The organism is Bacillus sp. ISL-39 (assembly GCF_018613295.1).
In the GTDB taxonomy this organism is placed as follows: Bacteria; Bacillota; Bacilli; order Bacillales; family Cytobacillaceae; genus Mesobacillus.
In genome coordinates, this window is the sequence record NZ_JAGGQM010000019.1 from 151,273 (window position 1) to 174,214 (window position 22,942).

The window sequence follows — 22,942 nt, forward strand, 5'->3', positions numbered from 1 at the left end:
AGCCAAAGCCACGATTTTGTCTGAAGTAGCTACAGGTTCGGACAAAACAGGGAAGTGCAGCCGTAATTTTGTCTGAAGCAGGTGCAGGTTCGGACAAAACAGGTAGCCAAAGCCACGATTTTGTCTGAAGTAGCTACAGGTTCGGACAAAACAGGGAAGTGCAGCCGTAATTTTGTCTGAAGTAGGTGCAAGTTCGGACAAAAGAGGGAGCCAAAGCCGTAATTTTGTCCGAAGTAGGTCAAGGTTCGGACAAAACAGGGAGGCAAAGCCACGATTTTGTCTGAAGTAGGAGCAGGTTCGGACAAAACAAGGAAGCGCAGCCATAATTTTGTCTGAAGTAGGTCCAGGTTCGGACAAAAGAGGGAGGCAATGCAACAATTTTGTCTGAAGTAGGTGCAAGTTCGGACAAAACAGGTAGCCAAAGCCACGATTTTGTCTGAAGTAGATCCAGGTTCGGACAAAACAGGTAGCCAAAGCCACGATTTTGTCCGAAGTAGGTCAAGGTTCGGACAAAACAGGGAGGCAAAGCCACGATTTTGTCTGAAGTAGGAGCAGGTTCGGACAAAACAGGGAAGCGCAGCCGTAATTTTGTCTGAAGTAGGTGCAAGTTCGGACAAAAGAGGGAGCCAAAGCCGTAATTTTGTCCGAAGTAGGTGCAAGTTCGGACAAAACAAGGAAGCGCAGCCGTAATTTTGTCTGAAGTAGGAGCAGGTTCGGACAAAACAGGTAGCCAAAGCCACGATTTTGTCCGAAGTAGGTCAAGGTTCGGACAAAACAGGGAGGCAAAGCCACGATTTTGTCTGAAGTAGCTATAAGTTCTGAACTCCACTCCATTTTTGTATGAGGTAGTTGAATACCCGGCCAAACCCGCCAAGTTCATCCGGATATTCTTAAAGCAATACCACGGCTGACACTTCAGCAACATTTTCAGAGATACAACTAAATCAGTAAAATCGCCTGAGCTCACTATCAAAGCAGCTCAGGCGAAATCTAAACTATTCTATTACCTCAGGTTTCAGCCACCCCTCGAAATAACCTTTGGCCTCTGGGTGGCCTGCCTTTTCAAAGATGGTGATTACATCATGTCCGGAGGCATTTTTATTTGTATACTCGTTGACATATGTCTTCAAAGCTTTATTCACTTTTCCTCCCTCGACTAAATAGTCCAGCTCAGCGTACAAATTGTAGCCATGCAGATTCATCATAACGATATAGTCATTAAGGTTTTTAAATTCGCTTAATGGGCTGCTTAAATACTGGCCTTCTTTTTGGATCCTTGCAATCTCTTCCTGCTGTTTTAGTTGATCTTCTGCGGAGCTCTTGGCCATGTAGCCTTTTTCACCCATATAGGTTTTAAATGAATAGCTTACGAGACTTTCATTTACCCATGGTTCCTTATATCCCTGGCTTCCGACCAATCCTGACAGCCATTGGCGGATCACGCCGTCTGTCATGCTGAGAGAAGTAAAGCTGCTATCAGAAAAATTATATCCAGCTGTGAAGATCATTCCCTGGTAAGCCATTTGTGGGTTGCCTTCACCGGTTCGGATAATATCGAGTTCCTTATAAGGTAATGTTGAATCGAAAAACTCCTCAAAATAATCAATCGATTGACCGGCGCCCATTGCGTTCCTGTTTGCGGTCTGCTGTTTGTCAGTGGAAGGGCGGTACCATACGTTCACAAGCGTTTCATTCTGGTTCATGAATCTTTCAGTTTGATAATATTGTTTATCCAATAAGACGATTGAAAAATCACGGACATTATCCAGGTTGACGTGATATTTCTGACTTTCACCTGTGTTTTCAATACTAGCATTATGTTCTTCTGCATTCGAAAGAATCTCGTATTTAGCAGCAGCGTTCAAAGTAACATCATAGTCAGCGGTTTCGCTATAAAAAGGGTAGCCGATTGGTGTATACGGATCCAGATTCCAGCCGTTTTTATCATATACTGCCTGCTTGGGCAGGAAGTTGCCGAGCCAGACTGCTGCATAATCATAGCTTGCATTGCTGTAATTCGATGGCAGCTGGAAGTTGAATTGAATGTCCAGTTCGGCAATAGCCTTAGCTTCCCACTTATCCATTTGTACTTCTAGTATAGTTCCTTCAACTTTAAAATCAGCTTTTTGATTATTTACTTTAATGTCTTGAATATCGATCCAGCCAGGTGTTGGTGAAGGACCGCGAACGAATTCCCAATCCGGACCATCAATCGGTTCTTTAAATTGGTTAGGGTACAGGTGGAAATAGATTTTATCCTGATCGGCACCGGTTGTATTGGTTGTTGCGACTTTCAGTGTTCCCTGCAGTGTGGCTTCTTCATCCTGATAAGTCAGGTCGGCCTTATATTTGACCGGCACATGCTCTTTGTTGGTATAGCTGTAGCTAAATAAGTCTTTAGCCTCTTTTGGTTCAGTTGATGCATCAACATTAGTTTCCTCTTTCTTCGTATTTTCATCTTCGAAAAACTCCGCATATGAAAATACACCAGCCCATAGCACGAAGGATACCGTCAATAACGCGGTAAATGCAGGCTTAGGGTATTCTGAAATATGTTCAGAAGTCCTGATCGCAAGCTTGTCAATGATCCGGTAAACTTTGTAACGGAGCAAGTACCCACGGGCCATCCTGAGTTTTTCACGAATAAAGTCACTAACATACTTCTTCTTTTCATAATCTGCCTCAGGCTGCTTTGGCACGCCGACTAGTACAAAATTTTTGGATCGGCCGGCCTCTGCTTTGACATCCTGCTCGGCAGCCACCCTATGTTTTACTGGCACCACCCCGGCTAAATGATCCTCGACCCCTTTTTTCATCCAATTCACGATAATGGCGATAAAAGCAATGATCAGGATCGGACTGTAGGCCATCCAAGGTGCTCTTCTGATCAGCCAGAAGTTTTGACCCGCCATTCCTGCTAGTTCGTTAGTGATAGTTCGGTAAATCAGCCGTGGTGTATCGGTCAAAGCGGTCGGGTGAGGGCCGCCTAAATACAATGAAAAAATTCCTAGAAACGTTAACAGCTGTAAGATTGATAAGATTTGCTGTGTAGTCAATAACAACAAATGAGATTTGACATTGGGCCATACATGCTTTTTTAAGGTGTGAAACTTGCTTCCGCCCATCAGTATTGAACTTAGCACATAAGGCTGTTTCTCGATTTCATCCATCATATCCAGGATGTAGTAATAGACGCTGGGAAGACCGACCAGCATCATGATAATCAATTGGTATTCCAAAATGACCATTGCTGAGTATCCGGTTGGTGATGCTGCCACTGGAAGCATCAGGATAATCGCGACAAGCAATTGAGGGATATATCTGAATGGCCAAAAGAAAGCAGTGAAATACCGTTTAAAGCCTGGATAGAATAATGTCGTTACAAGCGCTAGTATTGTGCCAATCAAAAGGCGCGAAAGTGTGATTCCCAATATAGCGCCAAGAGTATATTTCACTCCAACGAGAACAAGGTTAACCATGCTTCGTGCACCCAAATCTGTCCCGAGCGGAAAGATTAACGACGGAGGAGCAGGAGGAGCAGCGACAAAGTTTCCATCCTCATCGAAAATCAGCGGCTCATTGCTCTCAGGCATCAGTTCTGTATTCCAGCTAATCAGGAATAATGTAACAAGTATCGCTGAACCAACCAGCATATTCCGATGTCTATGATTATTGATATAGTTACTTATTTTTACGATCATCTTCAGGACAGATTTCAGAAAAAGAAATAATCCCCTTTTTGCTTTCTGGGGACTCAGTTCTTTTGTCTCCCTGACAAGCCTGGTTAAGCCTTCGCTTACTTTAGTGGCAATCGACGATACCGCAGACGGGAAAATTCTCTTAAACCTTCTCATATATCCATCCCCCGAACGCTTCCGAACTTTTTGCCGATCAACGAAACGAATCTCTCCACAAGAATGACAGGAAGCATGAAAACTCCCACATAAAAGAAGATACTCACGGGAGAAGTACTATTAATCTGCAGCAGTTTATTAAGCTCCTGAATGTACCCATCAAGAACAAACATGTGTTCAACGAGCACCAGGTTTGTCAAAACCATAAAGATGATGGTCTTAAAGTGGATTGAGACTACCGTCACGATATTCCTTGTTAAGTGTGAAAAAAGAATCTGCAGCTTAGATAACCCTTTTGCCTGGCCTAAAAGGATGTAGTGTTTTTCAAATTCTTCTTCCATGACCTTGATCAGGTATTGAGCAAAAAATAAGGATGGAAGGAGAGAATTAATGATCATCGGAAAGATAATTGGCTCTTTGCCTGCAAGTCCATACATAGTGACAGGGCGAATATTGAACTCTCTGTTAAGCATGAACAAAAACATTTGCATCATGAATATAACCAGCAAATCCGGAATCCCCTCAAAGAAATTCAGGATATTCTTCACTCTGATACGCTGTTTATAAGGAAGATTCATAAATAGATAGGCGACCACACTCCCTATAAGAATAGTGAAAAGCAGACTAAAGAAAATAAGTTCAAGAGAATATGTATAGCGGTCAATGACTGTTTCTTGATACCAGCCCTCTAATACTTTCCAGCTTTCAGGCTTGAAAAATTGCAATGCAGTAGCTTCAATTGCTTTTATAAAGCCGGATAAATGGACACCAAGATGTGCACTCCCTGATGGACGGAAGTCAAAAAGCCTGGGAAATGCCATGAAAAATATTAGACCCGCAATGGAGGTCAAAAATAAAAATGGGTAATGAATGATCTTTTTCATATGCTCTCCCTTTGGAAAATTTTTCTTTAACTTTGACGTAGCTAAGTTATGAAAGGTTGCAAAATTTAGAAATAATTTATTAATAATTTTGTGATAATTGAAAAAATAATGTAATATAGAATATAATAAACCGACTGGATAGTTTATTTAAATGTAAAGGCAGCCAACACGATTCAACTTGAAACCATCTTTATATAAGATGAATCCATTTGGTAAAACGCAGGAAAAAGGGGGAAATGACATGGAACAAAAGATAGTGAATCAATCAATCATGTCTGCGCTCGAAAAGTTCAATGAATTAGATGAAAAGATTTCACATTTTAATAGTATTTTAGGTTTGTTAAGCTGGGACCAAAAAGTGATTTCACCAAAAAAAGGACGGTCCATATTTGCAAATGCGAACGGAACACTTAGAACGGAAGCGTTCAAGCTGACTGTTTCTGAGGAAATGGGGGAGCTATTAAGCACACTCACGACGCCGGAAGCAGATGAGCAACTAGATGAAGCTGCAAAAGCCAGGGTTCGTGAACGGCTGAAATTTTATAACCGTTCAAAAAGGATCCCGGCTGAAATGATTAAAGATTTCTCAGTGCTTACATCAAAAGCAAATGATGCCTGGGAAGAGGCCAGGGAGAATAATGATTTTGAAAGATATCTTCCGTACCTTGAGAAGATTGTAGAGTTTAAAAGGAAAGCTATAGAGATTTACGGTTATGACAACCATCCATATGATGCGCTGCTAGATGAGTTTGAACCTGGCCTTACAGTTGAAAAGCTCGATCCATTGTTTGTTAAATTAAGAGAATCTAGCTCTGATTTACTTAGAAGGATTCAAGAGTCATCATACAAGCCGCCAGTAGAGATATTTGAACAGCCCTATTCAGTAGAAAAGCAAAAAGAATTCAATCGTTACATTTTGCCGCTGATCGGCTTCGATATGGAAGCTGGGAGGCTGGATGAAACAGTCCATCCTTTTGCGCAAACTGTGAATACGGGAGATGTGAGGATTACGACGAGATACCTTGAGAATAATGTCCGCACTGCTATTTTCGGAACGATTCATGAAGCAGGACACGGTATTTATGAACAAAATATCAATCCTAAATTCCAGGATTCAGTCCTTCAGGAAGGAGCTTCTTTTGGAATCCATGAATCCCAGTCACGTTTTCTTGAAAACATGGTGGGACGCAGCGAGGAATTCTGGAAGTATTTCTATCCGAAGCTGCAGGAACATTTTCCGGAACAACTAGGAAATGTGGAATTGGATGATTTCTACCGTGCCACGAATGCAGTCCAGCCATCCTTCATCCGGGTGGAGGCAGATGAGCTCACTTATAACCTTCACATCATGGTTCGCTATGAAATTGAGAAGGCATTGATTGCCGGGGAAATAGAGGCAAAAGATCTGCCTGGAATCTGGAACGCGAAAATCAATGATTATCTCGGCATTACACCATCAACTGACAGTGAAGGGGTTCTTCAGGATATCCACTGGTCATTCGGAGGGCTGGGGTACTTCCCGTCATACTCCCTTGGGAACCTGTATGCAGCACAAATTCTGCACAAAGTGAAGAAAGATTTACCTGGTTTCTATGAAAGTATTAAACAGGGCAATTTTGCAGTGATCCAGGACTGGTTAAGGGAGAATATCCATCAGTATGGCATGCTGTATACTCCAAATGAACTGATTGTTAAAGCTACCGGCGAAGAATTGAATGCGGATTATCTGGTACAGTACCTGGAAGAGAAATATAGCAAGGTATACAAACTATAATTCCAGTGAGAAAATGGGGTAAAACATATGACGCCAATTGTTTCAGAGGAATATAAGGAAAAGAAGCGTCAGGAAATTTTGCAGAGTGCCCATGTTTGTTTTGCCGAAAAGGGATTTGAAGCATCCACTGTTGATGAAATTGTGGCTCGTTCCGGCCTGAGCAAGGGCGCGATTTATAATTACTTCAAAAGCAAGGATGAAATCTATCTTGCCTTGATGGAAGGACAAACAAATAACTCGGGAAGTAAATTTGCAAAAGCGATTGCTGAGCGAGAGACATCGCTGGAGAAACTCAATTATCTGATTGAAGCTTACCTCGACAATGACCCAAATGAAGAAAAAAACAGAGGGCATGCGATTGTCCATTATGAGTTCCGGCTGTACTCAACACGGAATCCGAAATTAAAAGAAATGTTGACTGAGCGTTACAGGAATTTCTTTGTTTCTTTGCTGACAGGAATCATTAAAGATGGCCAGACAGCAGGTGAATTTAAAAAAAATCTTGATCCTGCAACCTACGCAGACATCTTTTGGGCGATGGTGAACGGGGTCACATTGCAGGCTACCATACTTGAAGATTACCAATATAAGCTGATATTAAGAGAAATGCAGACAATGTTTCTGGAAAAATTAAGGTCATAACTAATAAAACCAGTGAGAGTTCTCACTGGTTTTATTTTTATTCTCATTTTTCAGCAGAAGAGACTGTTGCTGACCAATATCCTGGCGTTATTTAAGTTCTAAAGTATCTTGTTTATAGATTGATTTTTCCTTCAAAAGTTTCTTCAGTTTCAGCTTGTTTTTTCGCCCAGACAGAATGTAAAGGAAATCTCCAGCCATAATGACAGTATTCCCGGTAGGTGCAATCAGCTTGCCATGGCGGATAAGCGCATTCACAAGTGTCCCTTCCGGAAAGGGAATCTCCATCAAGGTTTTCCCGACAATTGCACTATCGCTTTCCATTTCATATTCAATCATTTCAGCATCTGCTTTTCCGAGTGAAATCAGCTCAAGAGACTGCATCGGTGTCGTTTTTTTAGGACCGTTCAACCCCAGTTTGTTGGCCAGCATGGGTATGGTAGCTCCCTGGATCAGCGCGCTTGTCAGTACGACGAAGAAGACAACATTGAAGATCTGATGGCTGTCCTCAATACCAGCAAGTAAAGGGAAGGTGGCAAGGATAATAGGTACGGCGCCTTTCAATCCCGCCCAAGAAAGGAAGATCCGCTCTTTTTTGGAATACTTCATGTTAATCGTTGAGATAAACACCGCAACAGGCCTTGCTACTAAAATCAAGATTAAGGAAACCAAAATCCCCTGGATTAAAATAGAAGGAGTAAAAAGTTCTGAGGGAAATACAAGGAGTCCAAGGATGACGAACATTAGAATTTGCATCATCCAGGCAAAACCCTCTGAAAAACGGAAAATAGAATGGCGGTAGGCAATTTCAGCATTCCCGATGATAATGGCTGCAATATATACAGCCAAAAGCCCGCTGCCGTTAATGTATGCTGTAATCCCATATGTCAGCAATGCAAAAGCGGTCGCAAATACAGGGTACAGCCCGCTGGAATCCAGATTGATGGAATTCAATGATTTTACAGCTATCTTTCCAAAGATGAGCCCCATCAGCAAACCAAGCCCCATTTGCAGAAAGAAATCGCCAATCAAGGTCAGGATACTTGTATCTGGAATGGTAATCAGTTCAATCATGGCGACTGTTAAAAATACTGCCATTGGATCATTGGAACCCGATTCTGCTTCAAGAGTGGAACCGAGTTTTGGAGAAATATTATGGTCTTTCAAAACTGCAAACACTGCAGCGGCGTCAGTAGAACCAACGATCGCACCGAATAGTATGGACTCAATCCAGCCAAGGCCAAGGATCACTTTAGCAGCTGCTGCTATAATCCCGGAGGTTATTAAAACTCCAATTGTCGCCAATGATAAAGAAGGGACGATCACTGGCCTGACATCCTTCCAATTTGTCTGCAGGCCTCCTTCAAACAAAATGATGATGAGCGCAATTACTCCGATCTTCTGCGTCAATGATGCATTGTCGAAGTAGATGATTCCAAGGACATCACTTCCCATCACCATCCCAACCATAATAAATAAGATGAGGGAGGGTACGCCCAACCTGGTTGAAAATCTCGTCGTCAAGACTCCCACAATTAACAAGAAAGCTAATAGCATAATAAAAGAGTCCGTACTAATAATATGTTCTGGCAATAAAAACTCCCCCTTATAAATTGATATTTATCTTAACTGGGACTGTTTCCTGGCCTACTCCAATAAAATGCTTCGTTTCTGATGGAGAGGCATGTTTAAGTCTTTTTTGGATTAGTGAAATTGCGACACCCTGTAAGTAGGCGTGGTAGCCAAATGTTTTCCTGAGAGTGGTCATTCCCACCGGTTCATCAATTCCGGCATTTTTTGCTGCTGTATTAATGATCCTGTATGCTTGTTGTCTTGTAATTGGATTGCCAGTTTTTCTGGATTTAAAGAGATAGTCTGAATCAATAAAAGAATTTTCATTTAAGTAATTTTTTAGGGACCGCCGTATGGAGGCATTTAAGTAAACAGGAGGATTGTTATAAGAAGGAATGGTAAGAAACTCTGTTATTTCACCATCCTTGCTGCAGACATCGTGGACACGCAGACATAGTAATTCTGGAAGTTTAATTCCAGTATTGATCCCGAGCAAAAATAAACAGTAATCCCTGGCAGAGTGGTTTTCAAGTAATTTTTTCATCAGCATAATTTTCTTTTTGGATTTAATTGCGCTTACCGTTTTCATTGGATCACTTCCTTAAGTAACTTAAGTATATCTTAAATCTGTTTTTGTAACATACAAAATGCTTGTGAATTTTTTGTTAAGATCTTTCAAATGTTATAATGAACAGAATCGAAAAATTTAGGATTAATATGGAGGCAATTATGCTGACTTTTGAACAAAAACTTGCAATCATTGAATCATTTTCTGAACTTGAACGAAAAAATGTCTCTTTAGGCCGTGTGAACTTTCATTTTGCAGATAGCATTTATGAAAAGAAAAATGTTGTATATCATCTTCATCCTAATGGGAATGGATTTGTCTATGGAGAATTTTTAGAAGGATATGAGGCTGATGCCAAGGGCATGGTAAATATCCGTGATTTTACTGAGGAAGAGCTTAAATCGATCATTAAAAAATCAATAGAATCCCTCTCAGGCAACAGTACCGTTGAAGCAGCCATAATAGAGGACAATGAAGAAGAACGCTGGATCAATTCAGAAAATCATACCCTGATTGTTGTTCATGAGGATGATATGTGGAATGTGTATGCTGGCCTGAATCTTGATGGTACATTCCTTTCTTATAATGAGGCTAAACAATATTTAGAAGAAGAAGGATTCAGGAAAAGATAAAAAGGATGCCCGCGGGCATCCTTTTTAAATTAGTGTTTTATAGTGTTTTACTATTTTGTTTGGGATTCCAACAAGTTCTTCCAGGGGCCTATAGCTTAAAATTCCCTGTCAAATTTTCTAACTCCGTTGCTGTCCGCTGGAGGATTTTTGTCGTCTCGTTTACATTCTCTGCGATTCTGAGCTGGTCCTGTGTGGACTGGTCTGTCTGGCCGGTACCTGCGGCAATCTGCTGGGAAGCCTGTGAGACTGTATCAAGCGAGTTGGTTATTTGTTCAATTGCGATAACCTGCTGTTCAATAGCAGATGCAATATTATTGGAGTTATCCTCGATCTCCAATGTTGTTTCATAAATTTCATTTAGTGTTTTTTTTGCGTTCGCAGAAAGGTTTTTATTGTACTGTACTGCTTCTTTGGTTTTTGTGATGTAGTCTACGGCAGTACGGGTGTTTTGGACATTCTCGCCAACAATGGAAATGATAGTGGCAGCTGATTTCGCGCTTTCCTCGGCGAGCTTCCGAACCTCGTTTGCAACAACAGCAAATCCCTTGCCGTGTTCTCCAGCCCTGGCAGCTTCAATAGCAGCATTCAATGCCAACAGGTTTGTCTGGTCAGAGATGGTATTGATGATTTTAACGAATTGCGTGATTTTCTCTGATTGTTTTTCAAGCACCGTAATAATATCAGCCAGCAGGTTTGTATTTTCATCTACGGCTTCTAGTCCTTCAAGCATCTCATCGATTCTGACGGTTCCTTCCTTGGAAGAAACCGTGGAGTTTTTAGCGATATAGCTTGCCTGCTGAGCAGATGCGTTGATTTCTTCGATGCCTGCATTGATTTCTTCTAATGTCGCCTGCATCTCTTCAATATTTGCGTTCTGTTCCTGTGTGCTTGCTGCTGCCTGCTGGTTAGCTGCAGTCAATTCCCTGATTGCTTCCACCGAACTGGAGGCTATCGTGGATAATCCAACTGTTTCGCTTGAAACTTCCCTTGAGCTTGTTTGCACCTGTGAAACCAGAGTTCTTAGTGAGCCAGTCATTGTATTGATACTATCAGCCAAAGCTCCGATTTCATCTTTAGATTTTACGATGATATCTTCTTGCGATAAGTCGCCTTTTGCGATGTTTGCTGTTAAAACCCTGATTTTATTCAGTGGCTTGATGAGCCTGGACACCAGGAGATACATAGCGGCACTTGAGAGGACCAGGATTATAAGAGCGAGGATCCAAATTCCAGCAACCTCGGCATTAATCTTTTTATTTACCTGAGATACATCGAATTCGACCCCATAAAGGGCAATTGTTTTTCCTGCCATATCTGTGATAGGTGCGAAGCCCGTCATTTTTGAGCCGGTAGGCGACTTGTATATTTCAGTAGTTGTCCGTTTATTTTCCTTAAAAGCTTCAAGCGCTGCCAGATCAAATTCCTTGCCGCCTGTATAATGTGAACCATATGTTAACTCCGCCGTCATCATGGCCGAGTTCATAGTCGGGATTGAAAGTTTATTGCCTTCCATTGTGACCAAATAAAGATTATGTATCAATGGATTTTCTTTTAGTATTTGGTCCATTTGTTTCTGCATTGAGGTTACACCGGGATTGTTTTTTGAAGGGTTCGCAATGATGGTTTGCGCTTTTCCTGCTGAAATCTGGTCCGACAACAAGCTAGAAATCGTGTTAAGCTCTGCTTCCATCGATTCTAGATTACTCGTTCTTATAGTGTATTGAGCATAGATAGTAGTAGCCAATGCGAGGAGGAGCATTGAGATTATGCTTAAAGAAACAATCTTTAGTTTTAGACTCATATTCTTGTTGGAAATTTTATTGCTTGATTTCTTTTTTGTTCCTGCTTTTTTTGCGGTTTTCGTTTTCTTCTTGAAAAGCAATTTGTCCACTCCCTCTGATCTTCTAGGCGAATTGTTTTTTAGAGAACAACTGGGTATAGTCTTCTTAAGAAAGACCTTGATTATCGTTCTCATATTATTGTTATTTTCGGCAATTTTCGAAATTAGTTAAGGAAAAAGCACTATATTAGTCGGATATTTTTATTTGACAGATATTCAATGGATCCTGAGTTTGCCCATTCAACAGAATGGAAACTAACATTCTATGCAGTGCTTGCAGGAATTGCTGCGGCAGGCTGGTTCCTGTCCAATGATAAGACTGCGGAAACTGTCAAAAAGGTATCATAGTGACATGTGACCTGAAGTATGATTCATCTGTTTCTAAGTGCAGATGGGTTGTACTTCTGTTTTTTTCCTTTTGCGATTATGGCCCATTAACTTCTGAAAGTAATGTAGGCAATTGTGTTCGAAAAGCAATAATCAATGTAAAAAAAGCCTGTTCCTTAATAATCTTTGCCCGATTACCAATAATAAGGGCTGAGTGATTCACGTTTTTCCTTTATAATGCGTTAGCTGTTTAGTATAAGGGTATAATTTAAAAAATGGACAAAAGGTGCAGAAGGGACATCCCTTTGCCCATCAATCCATTTTTAATGGTGTAAATGTTTTCTAGGAGGTGACTGCCTTACATATGTAGGGCTTCCCCATTGGTTATTACTAATTTGCTTTTAGTTGTTTTATTGATCGCATTAACTGGTTTTTTCGTAGCGACAGAGTTTGCCATCGTTAAAGTCAGGAGCTCAAGAATTGACCAGCTAATCTCTGAAGGAAGGAAAGGAGCGCAATCCGGAAAGCACGTGGTCACTCATCTCGATGAATATCTATCGGCCTGCCAGCTCGGCATTACGATTACAGCTTTAGGCCTTGGGTGGCTTGGGGAGCCGACGGTTGAAGAAATGCTCCATCCTGTTTTTGAGAATTTTCATTTGAATCCGTCATTATCTGGTATATTATCGTTCGGAATCGCCTTTGTTTCAATCACTTTTTTGCATGTTGTAGTCGGGGAGTTGGCTCCAAAAACTGTCGCAATCCAAAAAGCAGAAGCCATTACCCTCGCTTTTTCCAAACCAATTATCTGGTTTTATAAGATTATGTACCCTTTTATCTGGTTATTGAATGGTTCAGCCAGGCTTCTCGTAGGACTGTTTGGTTTAAAGTCTGCTTCTGAGCATGAAATTGCCCACTCTGAAGAAGAGCTCCGAATTCTTTTATCAGAGAGTTATGAAAGCGGTGAAATCAATCAAAACGAACTGAACTATGTGAATAATATATTTGAGTTTGATGAGCGGATTGCCAAAGAAATCATGGTACCGCGGACTGAAATTGCTACCTTTGATATTTCAGATGATATTGAAACAATTATAGATGTGATTCAAAAAGAGAAATATACAAGGTATCCAGTAATTGATGGAGAGAAAGATAATATAGTAGGGATGATTAATATCAAGGAAATCCTGACTGCGAAGTTAACACAAAAGGATCTGCAAAGAGAATCGATTTTGTCTTCGTTTCTTAAACCTGTCATTCGTGTGATTGAAACAATCCCTATCCATGATTTGCTCGTGAAAATGCAGAAGGAACGAATTCATATGGCCATCTTGATTGATGAATATGGCGGAACATCTGGACTTGTGACAGTCGAGGACATTCTAGAAGAGATTGTTGGCGACATCCGTGATGAGTTTGACGTGGATGAAATCGCCGAAGTCAGAAAAGTGAATGAAAATCATTATCTGTTCAGCTCCAGAGTACTTATAGACGAAGTAAATGACCTGCTAGGCATCGATATATCAGAAGAAGATGTAGACACCATAGGCGGATGGTTCATGACAAAGAACATTGATGCCAAGATTGGGGATGAAATAGAAGAAGGAGGATTTATTTTCAAGATTATCGAAATTGACGAATACCACATTGCCTATTTAGAGGTTATGAAAATTACCGAAGACGAAAAGCCGGACTGATTCCGGCTTTTTTTTATCCGATAAAATCCGTGGCTAATTTTGGCAAGTCCTATGTAGTTTGAGTGTATGTCCAAGACGGGTAAGAATACATTACCGGGGCAACCGGATGAATCACAAATTGAAATGGAGGAATTTAAAATGGCTAAAAAAGTAGTTGGAGTTTATGATAATCAAACAGAACTTATTGAAGCAATTGAAGAATATAAAAACAACGGCTATGCCGTTCAGGATTTCTCAATCATTGGTGATACGAACGATGTTACTACTGCACTTGAAAGCAGAACGGGCGTAACGACTGAAAATATCGGAACGGATACTGACGACCGTAAGGAAGGCGGCTTCTGGCAAAGCTTGATGACAGCCTTTGATGGTGACAGAAATCTTGGCGGCAATGAGCCTTCAGTTTCTGACCGTCTGGTTGGTGCTGGCTTAACGGATGATGCTGCAAGAGAATATGAAGAGGATGTGCGAAACGGACGTATCATTCTTTTAGCTGAAACGACTGCATCTGGACTTGATGTAGAAGAAACAGGCTATGTTACGGATACATCAGAAGTAACAGGAACGTATGATGATACGGACCAGCAGACATTAAGGTTAAGAGAAGAGCAGCTGGATGTATCCAAGGAAAGGGTACAGGCAGGTGAAGTTGAAATTCACAAGGAAGTAGTAGAAGAGCAGCAGAAGGTTAACATCCCTGTCACTCGTGAGGAAGTTTACGTGGAAAGACGTAATGTGAATGAGACTGCTTCCGCAACTGATGCTGCGATGGATGATGATGAAACAATCCGTGTACCAATCATGGAAGAGAAGGTAGAGGTTACAAAAAAACCGGTTGTTTCTGAAGAGCTTGTCATCGGTAAGCGAGAAGTGACAGATACTGAACAAGTCGTGGAAAGTGTAAAGCATGAGGAGGCTCATCTGGAGGCTGATGACGATCGTCTCGTCAATGAAGCAGACCGTGACCGCAATCGTGATTCACTTAAGAATTCGACTGATTTAGACCGTGACGGCTACAATAATCCATCAGGTATGTATCGTGACGGCTATAAGGATAGAAAATAAATTCCAGAATAATAAGAAAAGACGCCTTAAAGGCGTCTTTTCTGCGTATTGAGGCGACTGACTGCACGCCACATCGTGCATTTCCATAAAGGAGCGTCTGTCGGCTTACACAATTCAGCTCATCGCTTGATAAATATAACACGTTGGCGAAGCATTAGCAAGAAGAAGTTTAATGGTGGATTCTTCTTGTTTCATGTTCATTTCATCCTGGGTAATAAGGTATAAAGACTTAGGGAAGAGGTACAACATGAAGAAAAATACATTACTCATCTCATCTCTTATCATTATAATCGCCATGCTGGCTGCTTTCAGTATGGTCAATCCTGAAAAAGAGGAAGAAGACAGGCTGGTTCTTGCATTCGGCGATTCGCTCACCTATGGTTATGGTGATCAAAAAGGCTCCGGCTATATCGATACGCTGCAAACCAAGTTGAATTACCAACACAAAGAGGATTATAACTTTGACAATGAAGCCATTTATGGTCTTGAATCTTCTGGAATCCTTACCCAGCTATCTAATGTCAGTATGAGAGGGAAGCTTGATGAAGCAGACTATTTTATTCTTTTCATCGGGACGAATGACTTGATCAATAGCAATGGTGGTAATTTAGAAAATCTGAAGCCTGAAAAAATAGAGAAAGGGCAGGACGTATATTTGCAAAACCTGAATGCGATTCTCAATATTTTGACGGAAGGAAACGAGAAAGCACCGATCCTGATGCTTGGCCTCTATAATCCCTATCCCGACAGCGTTGAAATTGAAGCGGTGGTTGATGATTGGAATAAGGAAATAAGGAAAGCCTCTATAAGCGAAAAACAGGTTGTTTTCATTCCAACCAATGACCTGTTCAAAGGAAGAGATAAAAAACAGTATTTCAGTGACTCGCTGCATTTAAATGATAAAGGCTACAAACTGATCGCCGACCGTATTTTAGAAAGTTACACGTTCGAATAGCTCTCTGAAATGCGAAAAATTGCTTCAATAATAATATAATGCCTGGCAAAAAACATTGCCGGGTTTTTCTCGGTTTTCAAAAAACTTCCATGAAACCAAGTATGCAATAAATTCGTAATATAATAGATTAAAAGAAAAGCTGAAAGGAATTTTTTCGTGAAAATAAAACTGCTTGGGAACGCATCCATCACTTTCCTGCTGATTTTGGCTGCGCTCCTGCTATATTATCAATTCCTAACCAAGCCTGAAATCAATGAAAATGTTCCTTTGCCGCAGGACCTGCATCCAGTTGTCCAGAAAAATAAGGATGTGCTGATCCAGAAGGCAGCAGAGAAAGGGATCAGGGTCCTGGTGACCGATGGGTTCCGGAGTTTTGAGGAACAGAATCAATTATATGAAAAGGGAAGATCAAAAGAAGGACAAATAGTGACACACGCTAAAGGCGGGGACTCATATCATAATTTTGGCCTGGCAATCGATTTCGCTTTATTGAATAAACAAGGAAAAGCCCTTTGGGATACTACTTATGATGGAAATGAAAATGGGAAATCTGATTGGATGGAAGTAGTAGGCATTGCCAAAGAGCTCGGATTTACGTGGGGAGGAGACTGGAAACACTTTAAGGATTATCCCCACCTGGAAATGCGTTTTGACCTGACAATCAATGACCTGAAACGCGGAAAGCGCCCGCCGGAAGACGCGCTGACAGCATCGCAAAATTAGAAAAAGCATCGGGCCTTTGGGCACCGATGCTTTTAAGGTTGCAATGATTTATTGAAAAGCAATTATTTTTGTTTGGAAATAGCCAACTCTGAATGTGGATTGCCAACCTTAAGGAATTGCTTGATGACCAATCTAGGTCCGCCAAGTACAAAGAGGTAGCGGGCTTCGATTACCTGCTTCATTAAGGCAGCGAATACCCCGCTGATTTTCAGGCCGAAGACTTTGCCCACTGCTGCTTTGTTGCCGATGGAAGCAACTGTACCTTTGTGGTGATATTCGAATGCTTTAAGCTGCTTACCTCTCAAGATAGCGACTAGATTTGGTCCGCACACCTCTGCCTGTTGAATGGCCACCTGGGCAGTCGGAGGGAGTGGGGTTCCGTCATCTTTCAAGAACAGTGCAGCGTCCCCGATGCAAAAGACATTTTCCATTCCTTTTACCCGCAAAAACTTATCAATGATGATGCGGCCCTTCGAAATGGGTAAATCCAGCTTTTCAAGCAGGGTATTGCCGCGGACGCCGCCAGACCATATCAATGTCCTTGACGGAAGTTCTTCGCCGTTGTCCAATGTGATGGAAGTTGGAGAACATTCAAGAATCTTCGTTGAGGTCATCAATTCAACGCCATTCTTTCTTAAATAGCTTTCTGTAAAATCAATGGCCTCCTTATCAAATCCTGGGAGAACTGTTGGTGAAGCTTCTATATTGATTATTCTCGCTGCCGACCTAGGGATATCATATTTAAGGCAAAGCTTGGGCAAGGCTTCTACAAGTTCGCCAATCATTTCGATTCCCGTAAAACCGGCACCGGCTACAGCAAAAGTCAATCTTGAAGGGTCGTAATCCTCCTTATACGCAGCGAACTGTCTGAGCATATGGTTGTATATGGCCTTCGTGCTCCTGAAGCTTTTGATTTTAAAAGCATTTACTTCCACTCCAGGAATTCCGAACGTACTCACATCAAAACCAAGACCAATCATCAGGTAGTCATAATCAATAAATTCACCAGACTCCAGCTGTACTTTCTTTTCAGTAAAGTCTACACCGTGTACAGCTCCTTTTTTGAATTTTATTTTATCTGTCTTTAAAAGTTCAGGTATATGTAAGGTGATTTTTTCGTCCAAGGCAGTGCCCGCACCAGTCTTATGAAGTTGAGTAGAAATATAGTGATAGTCATGTTTATTGATCAAAGTAATATCAGCTTCGCCGTTCCGCAGGTTCTTCTCAAGCTGTCTGCTGGTTATGAGGCCGCCATATCCCGCACCTAGAATGACTATTTTTGGAGTTTGCATCGTTGTTCCCTCTTTCTTGTTATTATTGTGAAAATATTCACATGTCGGGGTAAAAAAATAAAAAAATTCCAGTTGTATTGTTTTGTGAATTATTTCACAAATATTATCTACCAATAGAGTACGATATTTCAATTTTTATATCAATACGCATTTATTATTTAAATTCAACAAAAGTTTGACAGATAATCCAAAAAAGGAGGAGATGGAATAGCTCCATCCCCTGAAAATAATTATAGGTTGTTTTCGTAAACCTTGTTGTTAAAATCCTAAAGCCGATTTTAACGTATATAAGGCCATTTTGCATGTCGGTATTGAGTTTGCATGCTCTTTTCTCACATTAAAGTTAACTTTGCGAAGAAAAACAGGTCATTCAATGCTATTTTGTATTCAATAGCAACATTGCTTGAGAAAAGCGCTTAATTATAAATTCATTGTTTCGGGTTCTCCGGTATCGTTCATCAACCGAATGGTTTCTGGTTTGACTTCCAGAATAATGAAGTCGGGATCATTAGGACTCTCAATCCATTTACTCATCTTATCATTCCAGAATTTTTCCTTAAGTGACTGTTCTTCACGGATTGAGGCTTTTCCCTGGACCTCGATATAGGCATCGCCCATCCCTTCTCCTTCATATCCAAGCAGGATATGGACATTTGGGTTTCGTTCAATCTCTTCGGCTTTGTACGTTTCTTTGCTTGTCGGTGTGTACATTGTCAAGTCCTCGTGGAAAAAAGTCATGTAGCGGGAGTGCGGCTTGTTATCCACTACTGTCGCCAGCGTGCCAACCTTTGATTCACCGAGAACCTGAGTGATTTTTTCTTTCAATTTTTGACTATCCATATGGATTCCTCCTTTTTTTGTACCTGTTTTTAATATTCTCTTTCTAAAGCTGCATAAACCAAAAAAGGCCCTGGGATTACCAGGGCGATTATTATAATTCGTTGTCGATATCTACATTGTATTTCTTTTCGCTTGAGGATGAATCCTTTGAGTGATGGCCATCCTTTTCTTCATGTTTTTCCTGATTAAGATCCTCCATCGGAATAGGATCAACAGTCAATTCACTTTTGAACTTGTCATGAAGACTTTTCGTCGTTGTTTCATATTGCTCAGGATTGTCCATGTTTTGGGTATTATCAACTGGAATGTTCTTCTTATTTTCTTTTCCCACGGTGATCACCTCTCCCTTTATTTACGTACTAGCTCAAGGTTATCTGTCAGTTTTTGATTCTTCCTGAGGTTTTACTGGATCCCTTTGAGGCTCAATATCCTTGTTGTGTGCCTTCTTATTTTCCTGTTCAACTGAACCATCGTTTTTATTTTGATTCTTTTCTGTCATAATAAAGCCTCCTTGTCGCTGTGATAATAATAAAAATACCCTTTTATTGATAATTAAAACAAACGTTGCCACCCTGGTGGAGTCATTGCCCAAATAATCCAGAACTATATTTTTGAAATTCACTCCAATGTCTTTTCAGCCATTCACCTTCATATAGTTAGAATGTATGCGTAACTAAGGGAATATGGAGGGGGAGTGTGATGATCATCATCCGGTTTCCAGATGGTGCAAGCGGCCAGATGCTGCAGAATCTGTCTGGGAAACAGAAGGAAATATACGACCAACTAGACAATAGCCTGACAATGTTCGAGTATGACACAACCTTTCAGCTTCTTTTTGAAATAAAGCTTCGCGGGAATATCATTGAAGCGGCATTAAAGCTTAAGGATGCTTCTGTAGCTTTTACTTCCTTCAAATATTCAAGATTCAATCCAGTTTATTGGACGAAAGGACCCATGGGCTATCTGTTAAATCCAAATGTACGCCCTTCTGACGCAATCAATGATATTTTTGAAAATGGTCAGGAGTATGCTTTTGAGTGCTCCACGGCAATGGTTGTCATTTTTTACAAAGCTGTCCTGGATTCTATAAGGTTGTCGGATTTCAACTATTTATTCAGGGGACTGCTCGTTTGGAATTGGAATTATGACCCTGATTTGGCCATCATCACTTTAGAAGGGAATGAGTTTATCCCCGGCGATGTCGTTTATTTCATGAATCCGGATTTTGATAAACCTATTTGGCGCGGAGAAAATGCAGTTGTCCTTGGAAATGGATTATATTATGGACATGGTATAGGGATTGGTACAGCTGAGGAAATGGTCAAAGCCCTGAATACACTTCGGAAAAAAGGCTCTACTACCTCGGCATTTATGCTACAACAGCATAGCAGGCTGAATTTTAAATATTTGTCCCAGTTTTCCAAGTGAAAAACCACGAGAATAGTAAAAGGCTGGCTAAATTGCCGGCCTTTTTTTCTATTTCTTTTTACTCATTTTTTAAAATAGAATTTCTTGTATCATTTACGAGGCATAGTTTTATGAATTGGGGGAATATAAAAAGAGACATAATATATACATTTCTAATTCCGGATGTGGAATTTATAGGTATGTTAAAAAGGGAGTTTTGGAAATGAGATTAAGCAAGGTGCTTGAAGCACTCGGCGGCAGTTTAAAAAAATATATGAATGATGCTGACCCTGAATTGTCTGGAATTCAGATGGATTCTCGTAAAGTGAAGCCAGGAGATTTATTTGTAGCAATTACAGGGTTTCAAATAGATGGGCACAAGTTTATTGATGAAGCCATAGACAATGGTGCAGCAGCCGTTATAGGGGAAAATGATCTTAATCTTTCTGTCCCGTATATTCAGGTTTTTGACAGCAGGCTGGCACTCGGAAGGGCAGCGAGCGCATTTTATCAACATCCGTCGAGGAAGCATACTGTGATTGGGATTACGGGGACAAATGGAAAAACGACCGTTTCCTATATTTTAAAGCATATTCTTGAGTTTGCAGGCAAAGGCTGCTCGCTGCTCGGCACTGTGTCTTATATTATAAATGATGAGGTGTACAAGCCTTCCAATACCACTCCGGATGCTTTGCAAATACAGGAGCTGATTTCGAAAAGCAATGATGAGTTTGTTGTTCTGGAAGTGTCATCACATGCCCTGAAGCAATACAGAATTGAGGGGCTGGAGCTGGATTATGGTTTGTTCACGAATTTATCCCATGACCACCTTGACTACCATCCGACAATTGAGGACTATTTCGAGGCAAAAACATTGATGTATAATTACATGAAAAAAGATGGTTCGGCGGTTGTAAGCAGGCTTGGAGAGTGGGGAGACAAGCTGACTGGTATATTATCAGCTAAAGGAATTCCTGTATATTCAATGGGCTATGATGACTCCCATGATTTGAAAATCGAGGACATAAAATTGAATGGGGAAACCAGATTTGAGATTAAAATGGGAGGAATCACTTATCCTTTGACTTTCCCATCACCTGGTCTCCACAATGTCTATAACGCAGCAATGGCCTTTTTGACAGCTGTGAAAATCGGTATAAGTCCTGATATGATTGCTGAGGCGCTAAAAACTTTCCCTGGCGTGCCTGGAAGGTTCGAAATGATCTCCCATCCTGAAGGTGCTACTTTCATTGTCGACTATGCACATACAAAGGATGCGATTGAATACTGTCTTCAAGCAGCCCAAGAGCATGAAGCAGTTAAGATAAAGCATATATTCGGCTTCCGCGGAGAGCGCGACAAAACCAAAAGAGAGCATATGGTCAAAGCGTCAGCCGCAATGAGTGATGAATTCACCTTGACCTTCGATGACCTGAACGGAATTTCTGAAAAAGAGATGGCCAGTGAATTAAAGGAATTGAATGAACGCTTTGGCATGAATAAAGGAAGAGTCATTGCAGACAGGACCCTGGCGATCAGAAATGCCTGGGATAATGCCAGGATGGGTGAGTGGATTCTCATCACTGGTAAAGGACCAGAGGAGTATCAGTCGATATATGAACTTCCTACATCATCAGATAAAGAAACACTGTTATATTTGCAAAAACTGCACAATAAGGCAAAGGTAATTGGGTGAATGCCAAGCAGGCTGATATACAATCAGCCTGTTTTTTTAGGATTTTAAACTCACTTCCTGTAAACTGACACAAATTTACCTTCAATTAATGACAATAATATGAAATGTGAAGAGTGTCACTCCAATATTTTTTCGGCATCTCTTATGATATAAGTAAGCAAGATAATTGACCTGACGATTATGGGAGGAGGTACTCAATATGGATAAAAAAGAAATTTATAAAATGCTTGAGGAAGTAGAAGAACCAATGCTGGGAGTCGATATTGTGAACCTGGGCCTCGTCTATGAAGTCTGTGTCAAGGATGATAAAGATGTTGAAATCGTTATGACTACAAGGAATGAAGATTGCATGCTTGCTGATTATATTGCCCTCTCTGCCCGTGAACATCTGGCTGGACAGATAGACAGCCTCGAGCATATAGATATCAAGATGGTCTCTGCACCAAAATGGACACAAGACAGGATGTCCAAGTACGCGAAATATTTACTGGACCTGTAATACTCTTTAGAATCACTTGAAAGATTGCGATCTTATTGCAGTCTTTTTTTATTGTTTTGGCTGTGTTGAGGATAGAGACTCTAGCTGAAAGCGAAGGGACTATACTTTTTTAAGATTTTGACGGAAGTGAAGCCAGGTTAAGACCAAACTCTGGCTCACCCTTGTGATTTTGTCTGAAGTGAAGGCGGGTTCGGACAAAAAGCCGGCTAAAGCTTGTAGTTTTGTCCGAAGTCACGCCGGGTTCGGACAAAACATCGACTCGACCTTGTGATTTTGTCCGAAGTGAAGGCAAGTTCGGACAAAACATCGACTCAACCTCGTGATTTTGTCTGAAGTGAAGCCAGGTTCGGACAAAACTCCGGCTCAACCTCGTGATTTTGTCTGAAGTGAGGGGCCGGGTTCGGACAAAATATCGACTCAATCTCGCGATTTTGTCTGAAGTCACGCCAGGTTCAGATAAAACTCCGGCACACCCTTGTGATTTTGTCTGAAGTGAAGGCAAGTTCGGACAAAAAGCCAGCTCAAGCTTGTGATTTTGTCCGAAGTCACTCCAGGTTCGGACAAAATATCGACTCAATCTCGTGATTTTGTCCGAAGTGAAGGCAAGTTCGGACAAAACATCGACTCAACCTCGTGATTTTGTCTGAAGTGAAGCCAAGTTCGGACAAAACTCCGGCT

At 41.0% G+C, this 22,942-nt stretch carries 19 protein-coding genes and 2 pseudogenes; 11 read left to right on the forward strand and 10 right to left on the reverse strand.

Annotated elements, in window-relative coordinates:
- Nucleotides 1-995 precede the first annotated feature (995 nt).
- Nucleotides 996-3,854, reverse strand: a complete 2,859-nt coding sequence (locus J7E37_RS15080; RefSeq protein ID WP_215024764.1) for a hypothetical protein — start codon at nucleotides 3,852-3,854, stop codon at nucleotides 996-998.
- Nucleotides 3,851-4,738, reverse strand: coding sequence for an ABC transporter permease subunit (locus tag J7E37_RS15085; RefSeq protein ID WP_215024767.1), 888 nt, complete (start codon nucleotides 4,736-4,738; stop codon nucleotides 3,851-3,853). Before J7E37_RS15085 ends, J7E37_RS15080 begins: the two co-directional genes overlap by 4 nt.
- A gap of 241 nt (nucleotides 4,739-4,979) precedes the next feature.
- On the opposite strand from J7E37_RS15085, the gene J7E37_RS15090 reads away from it, so the two are divergent.
- Together J7E37_RS15090 and J7E37_RS15095 are read left to right on the forward strand one after the other, a co-directional pair.
- Complete coding sequence (locus J7E37_RS15090) at nucleotides 4,980-6,512, forward strand: carboxypeptidase M32 (RefSeq protein ID WP_251009685.1); 1,533 nt, start codon at nucleotides 4,980-4,982, stop codon at nucleotides 6,510-6,512.
- 27 nt (nucleotides 6,513-6,539) lie between these two features.
- The gene (locus J7E37_RS15095) at nucleotides 6,540-7,154 is read left to right on the forward strand and encodes a TetR/AcrR family transcriptional regulator (protein WP_214777665.1); all 615 of its coding nucleotides are present in this window, start codon (nucleotides 6,540-6,542) and stop codon (nucleotides 7,152-7,154) included.
- 87 nt (nucleotides 7,155-7,241) lie between these two features.
- Here the strand turns inward: J7E37_RS15095 and J7E37_RS15100 are convergent, their stop codons facing one another.
- Both J7E37_RS15100 and J7E37_RS15105 read right to left on the reverse strand, forming a co-directional pair.
- Nucleotides 7,242-8,744: a potassium/proton antiporter gene (locus tag J7E37_RS15100; protein ID WP_215024770.1), complete on the reverse strand. Its 1,503-nt coding sequence runs from the start codon at nucleotides 8,742-8,744 to the stop codon at nucleotides 7,242-7,244.
- 13 nt (nucleotides 8,745-8,757) lie between these two features.
- Entirely contained in the window at nucleotides 8,758-9,312 is a 555-nt protein-coding gene (locus J7E37_RS15105; protein ID WP_214777661.1) for a tyrosine-type recombinase/integrase, read from the reverse strand.
- A 140-nt stretch (nucleotides 9,313-9,452) separates the two neighbouring features.
- Here J7E37_RS15105 and J7E37_RS15110 point away from each other — a divergent pair, with 140 nt between their 5' ends.
- A complete protein-coding gene (locus tag J7E37_RS15110) occupies nucleotides 9,453-9,923 on the forward strand; it encodes a hypothetical protein (protein ID WP_214777763.1) in 471 nt (156 codons plus the stop codon).
- A gap of 88 nt (nucleotides 9,924-10,011) precedes the next feature.
- Here the strand turns inward: J7E37_RS15110 and J7E37_RS22625 are convergent, their stop codons facing one another.
- Nucleotides 10,012-10,959 (reverse strand): methyl-accepting chemotaxis protein, encoded by a 948-nt coding sequence (locus J7E37_RS22625; protein ID WP_483297218.1) that lies wholly within the window; start codon nucleotides 10,957-10,959, stop codon nucleotides 10,012-10,014.
- A pseudogene (locus J7E37_RS22630) lies at nucleotides 10,954-11,898 on the reverse strand (HAMP domain-containing protein); the annotation flags it as partial. The pseudogene J7E37_RS22630 and the gene J7E37_RS22625, both read right to left, overlap by 6 nt.
- A gap of 93 nt (nucleotides 11,899-11,991) precedes the next feature.
- On the opposite strand from J7E37_RS22630, the pseudogene J7E37_RS22305 reads away from it, so the two are divergent.
- The 5 genes and pseudogenes from J7E37_RS22305 to J7E37_RS15135 form a co-directional block, all read left to right on the forward strand.
- Nucleotides 11,992-12,111 (forward strand): annotated as a pseudogene (locus tag J7E37_RS22305) (TerC family protein); the annotation flags it as partial.
- Nucleotides 12,112-12,470: 359 nt separating this feature from the next.
- Nucleotides 12,471-13,787: a hemolysin family protein gene (locus J7E37_RS15120; RefSeq protein ID WP_214777657.1), complete on the forward strand. Its 1,317-nt coding sequence runs from the start codon at nucleotides 12,471-12,473 to the stop codon at nucleotides 13,785-13,787.
- Nucleotides 13,788-13,925: 138 nt separating this feature from the next.
- Nucleotides 13,926-14,852, forward strand: coding sequence for a YsnF/AvaK domain-containing protein (locus J7E37_RS15125; protein WP_214777655.1), 927 nt, complete (start codon nucleotides 13,926-13,928; stop codon nucleotides 14,850-14,852).
- A 247-nt stretch (nucleotides 14,853-15,099) separates the two neighbouring features.
- The gene (locus J7E37_RS15130) at nucleotides 15,100-15,807 is read left to right on the forward strand and encodes a GDSL-type esterase/lipase family protein (protein ID WP_215024776.1); all 708 of its coding nucleotides are present in this window, start codon (nucleotides 15,100-15,102) and stop codon (nucleotides 15,805-15,807) included.
- Between the two features lie 156 nt (nucleotides 15,808-15,963).
- Nucleotides 15,964-16,530: a M15 family metallopeptidase gene (locus J7E37_RS15135; protein ID WP_215024779.1), complete on the forward strand. Its 567-nt coding sequence runs from the start codon at nucleotides 15,964-15,966 to the stop codon at nucleotides 16,528-16,530.
- Between the two features lie 62 nt (nucleotides 16,531-16,592).
- Here the strand turns inward: J7E37_RS15135 and J7E37_RS15140 are convergent, their stop codons facing one another.
- From J7E37_RS15140 to J7E37_RS22310, 4 genes are all read right to left on the reverse strand, one after another.
- Nucleotides 16,593-17,822: an NAD(P)/FAD-dependent oxidoreductase gene (locus tag J7E37_RS15140; protein ID WP_215024781.1), complete on the reverse strand. Its 1,230-nt coding sequence runs from the start codon at nucleotides 17,820-17,822 to the stop codon at nucleotides 16,593-16,595.
- A gap of 420 nt (nucleotides 17,823-18,242) precedes the next feature.
- The gene (locus J7E37_RS15145; protein WP_215024784.1) at nucleotides 18,243-18,662 is read right to left on the reverse strand and encodes a pyridoxamine 5'-phosphate oxidase family protein; all 420 of its coding nucleotides are present in this window, start codon (nucleotides 18,660-18,662) and stop codon (nucleotides 18,243-18,245) included.
- 91 nt (nucleotides 18,663-18,753) lie between these two features.
- On the reverse strand, nucleotides 18,754-18,945 hold the full coding sequence (locus tag J7E37_RS15150; RefSeq protein ID WP_192472973.1) for a hypothetical protein: 192 nt from the start codon (nucleotides 18,943-18,945) through the stop codon (nucleotides 18,754-18,756).
- A gap of 87 nt (nucleotides 18,946-19,032) precedes the next feature.
- Nucleotides 19,033-19,161, reverse strand: a complete 129-nt coding sequence (locus J7E37_RS22310; protein ID WP_264647658.1) for a hypothetical protein — start codon at nucleotides 19,159-19,161, stop codon at nucleotides 19,033-19,035.
- Between the two features lie 200 nt (nucleotides 19,162-19,361).
- Between J7E37_RS22310 and J7E37_RS15155 the strand changes: the two genes are divergently transcribed.
- From J7E37_RS15155 to J7E37_RS15165, 3 genes are all read left to right on the forward strand, one after another.
- Nucleotides 19,362-20,090 carry a protein-glutamine gamma-glutamyltransferase gene (locus tag J7E37_RS15155; RefSeq protein WP_214777644.1) on the forward strand — a complete coding sequence of 243 codons (729 nt, stop codon included), beginning with the start codon at nucleotides 19,362-19,364 and terminating at the stop codon, nucleotides 20,088-20,090.
- A gap of 202 nt (nucleotides 20,091-20,292) precedes the next feature.
- A complete protein-coding gene (locus tag J7E37_RS15160; protein WP_214777643.1) occupies nucleotides 20,293-21,765 on the forward strand; it encodes a UDP-N-acetylmuramoyl-L-alanyl-D-glutamate--2,6-diaminopimelate ligase in 1,473 nt (490 codons plus the stop codon).
- 199 nt (nucleotides 21,766-21,964) lie between these two features.
- Nucleotides 21,965-22,264 (forward strand): metal-sulfur cluster assembly factor, encoded by a 300-nt coding sequence (locus J7E37_RS15165; protein WP_215024787.1) that lies wholly within the window; start codon nucleotides 21,965-21,967, stop codon nucleotides 22,262-22,264.
- The last annotated feature ends 678 nt before the right edge of the window (nucleotides 22,265-22,942 follow it).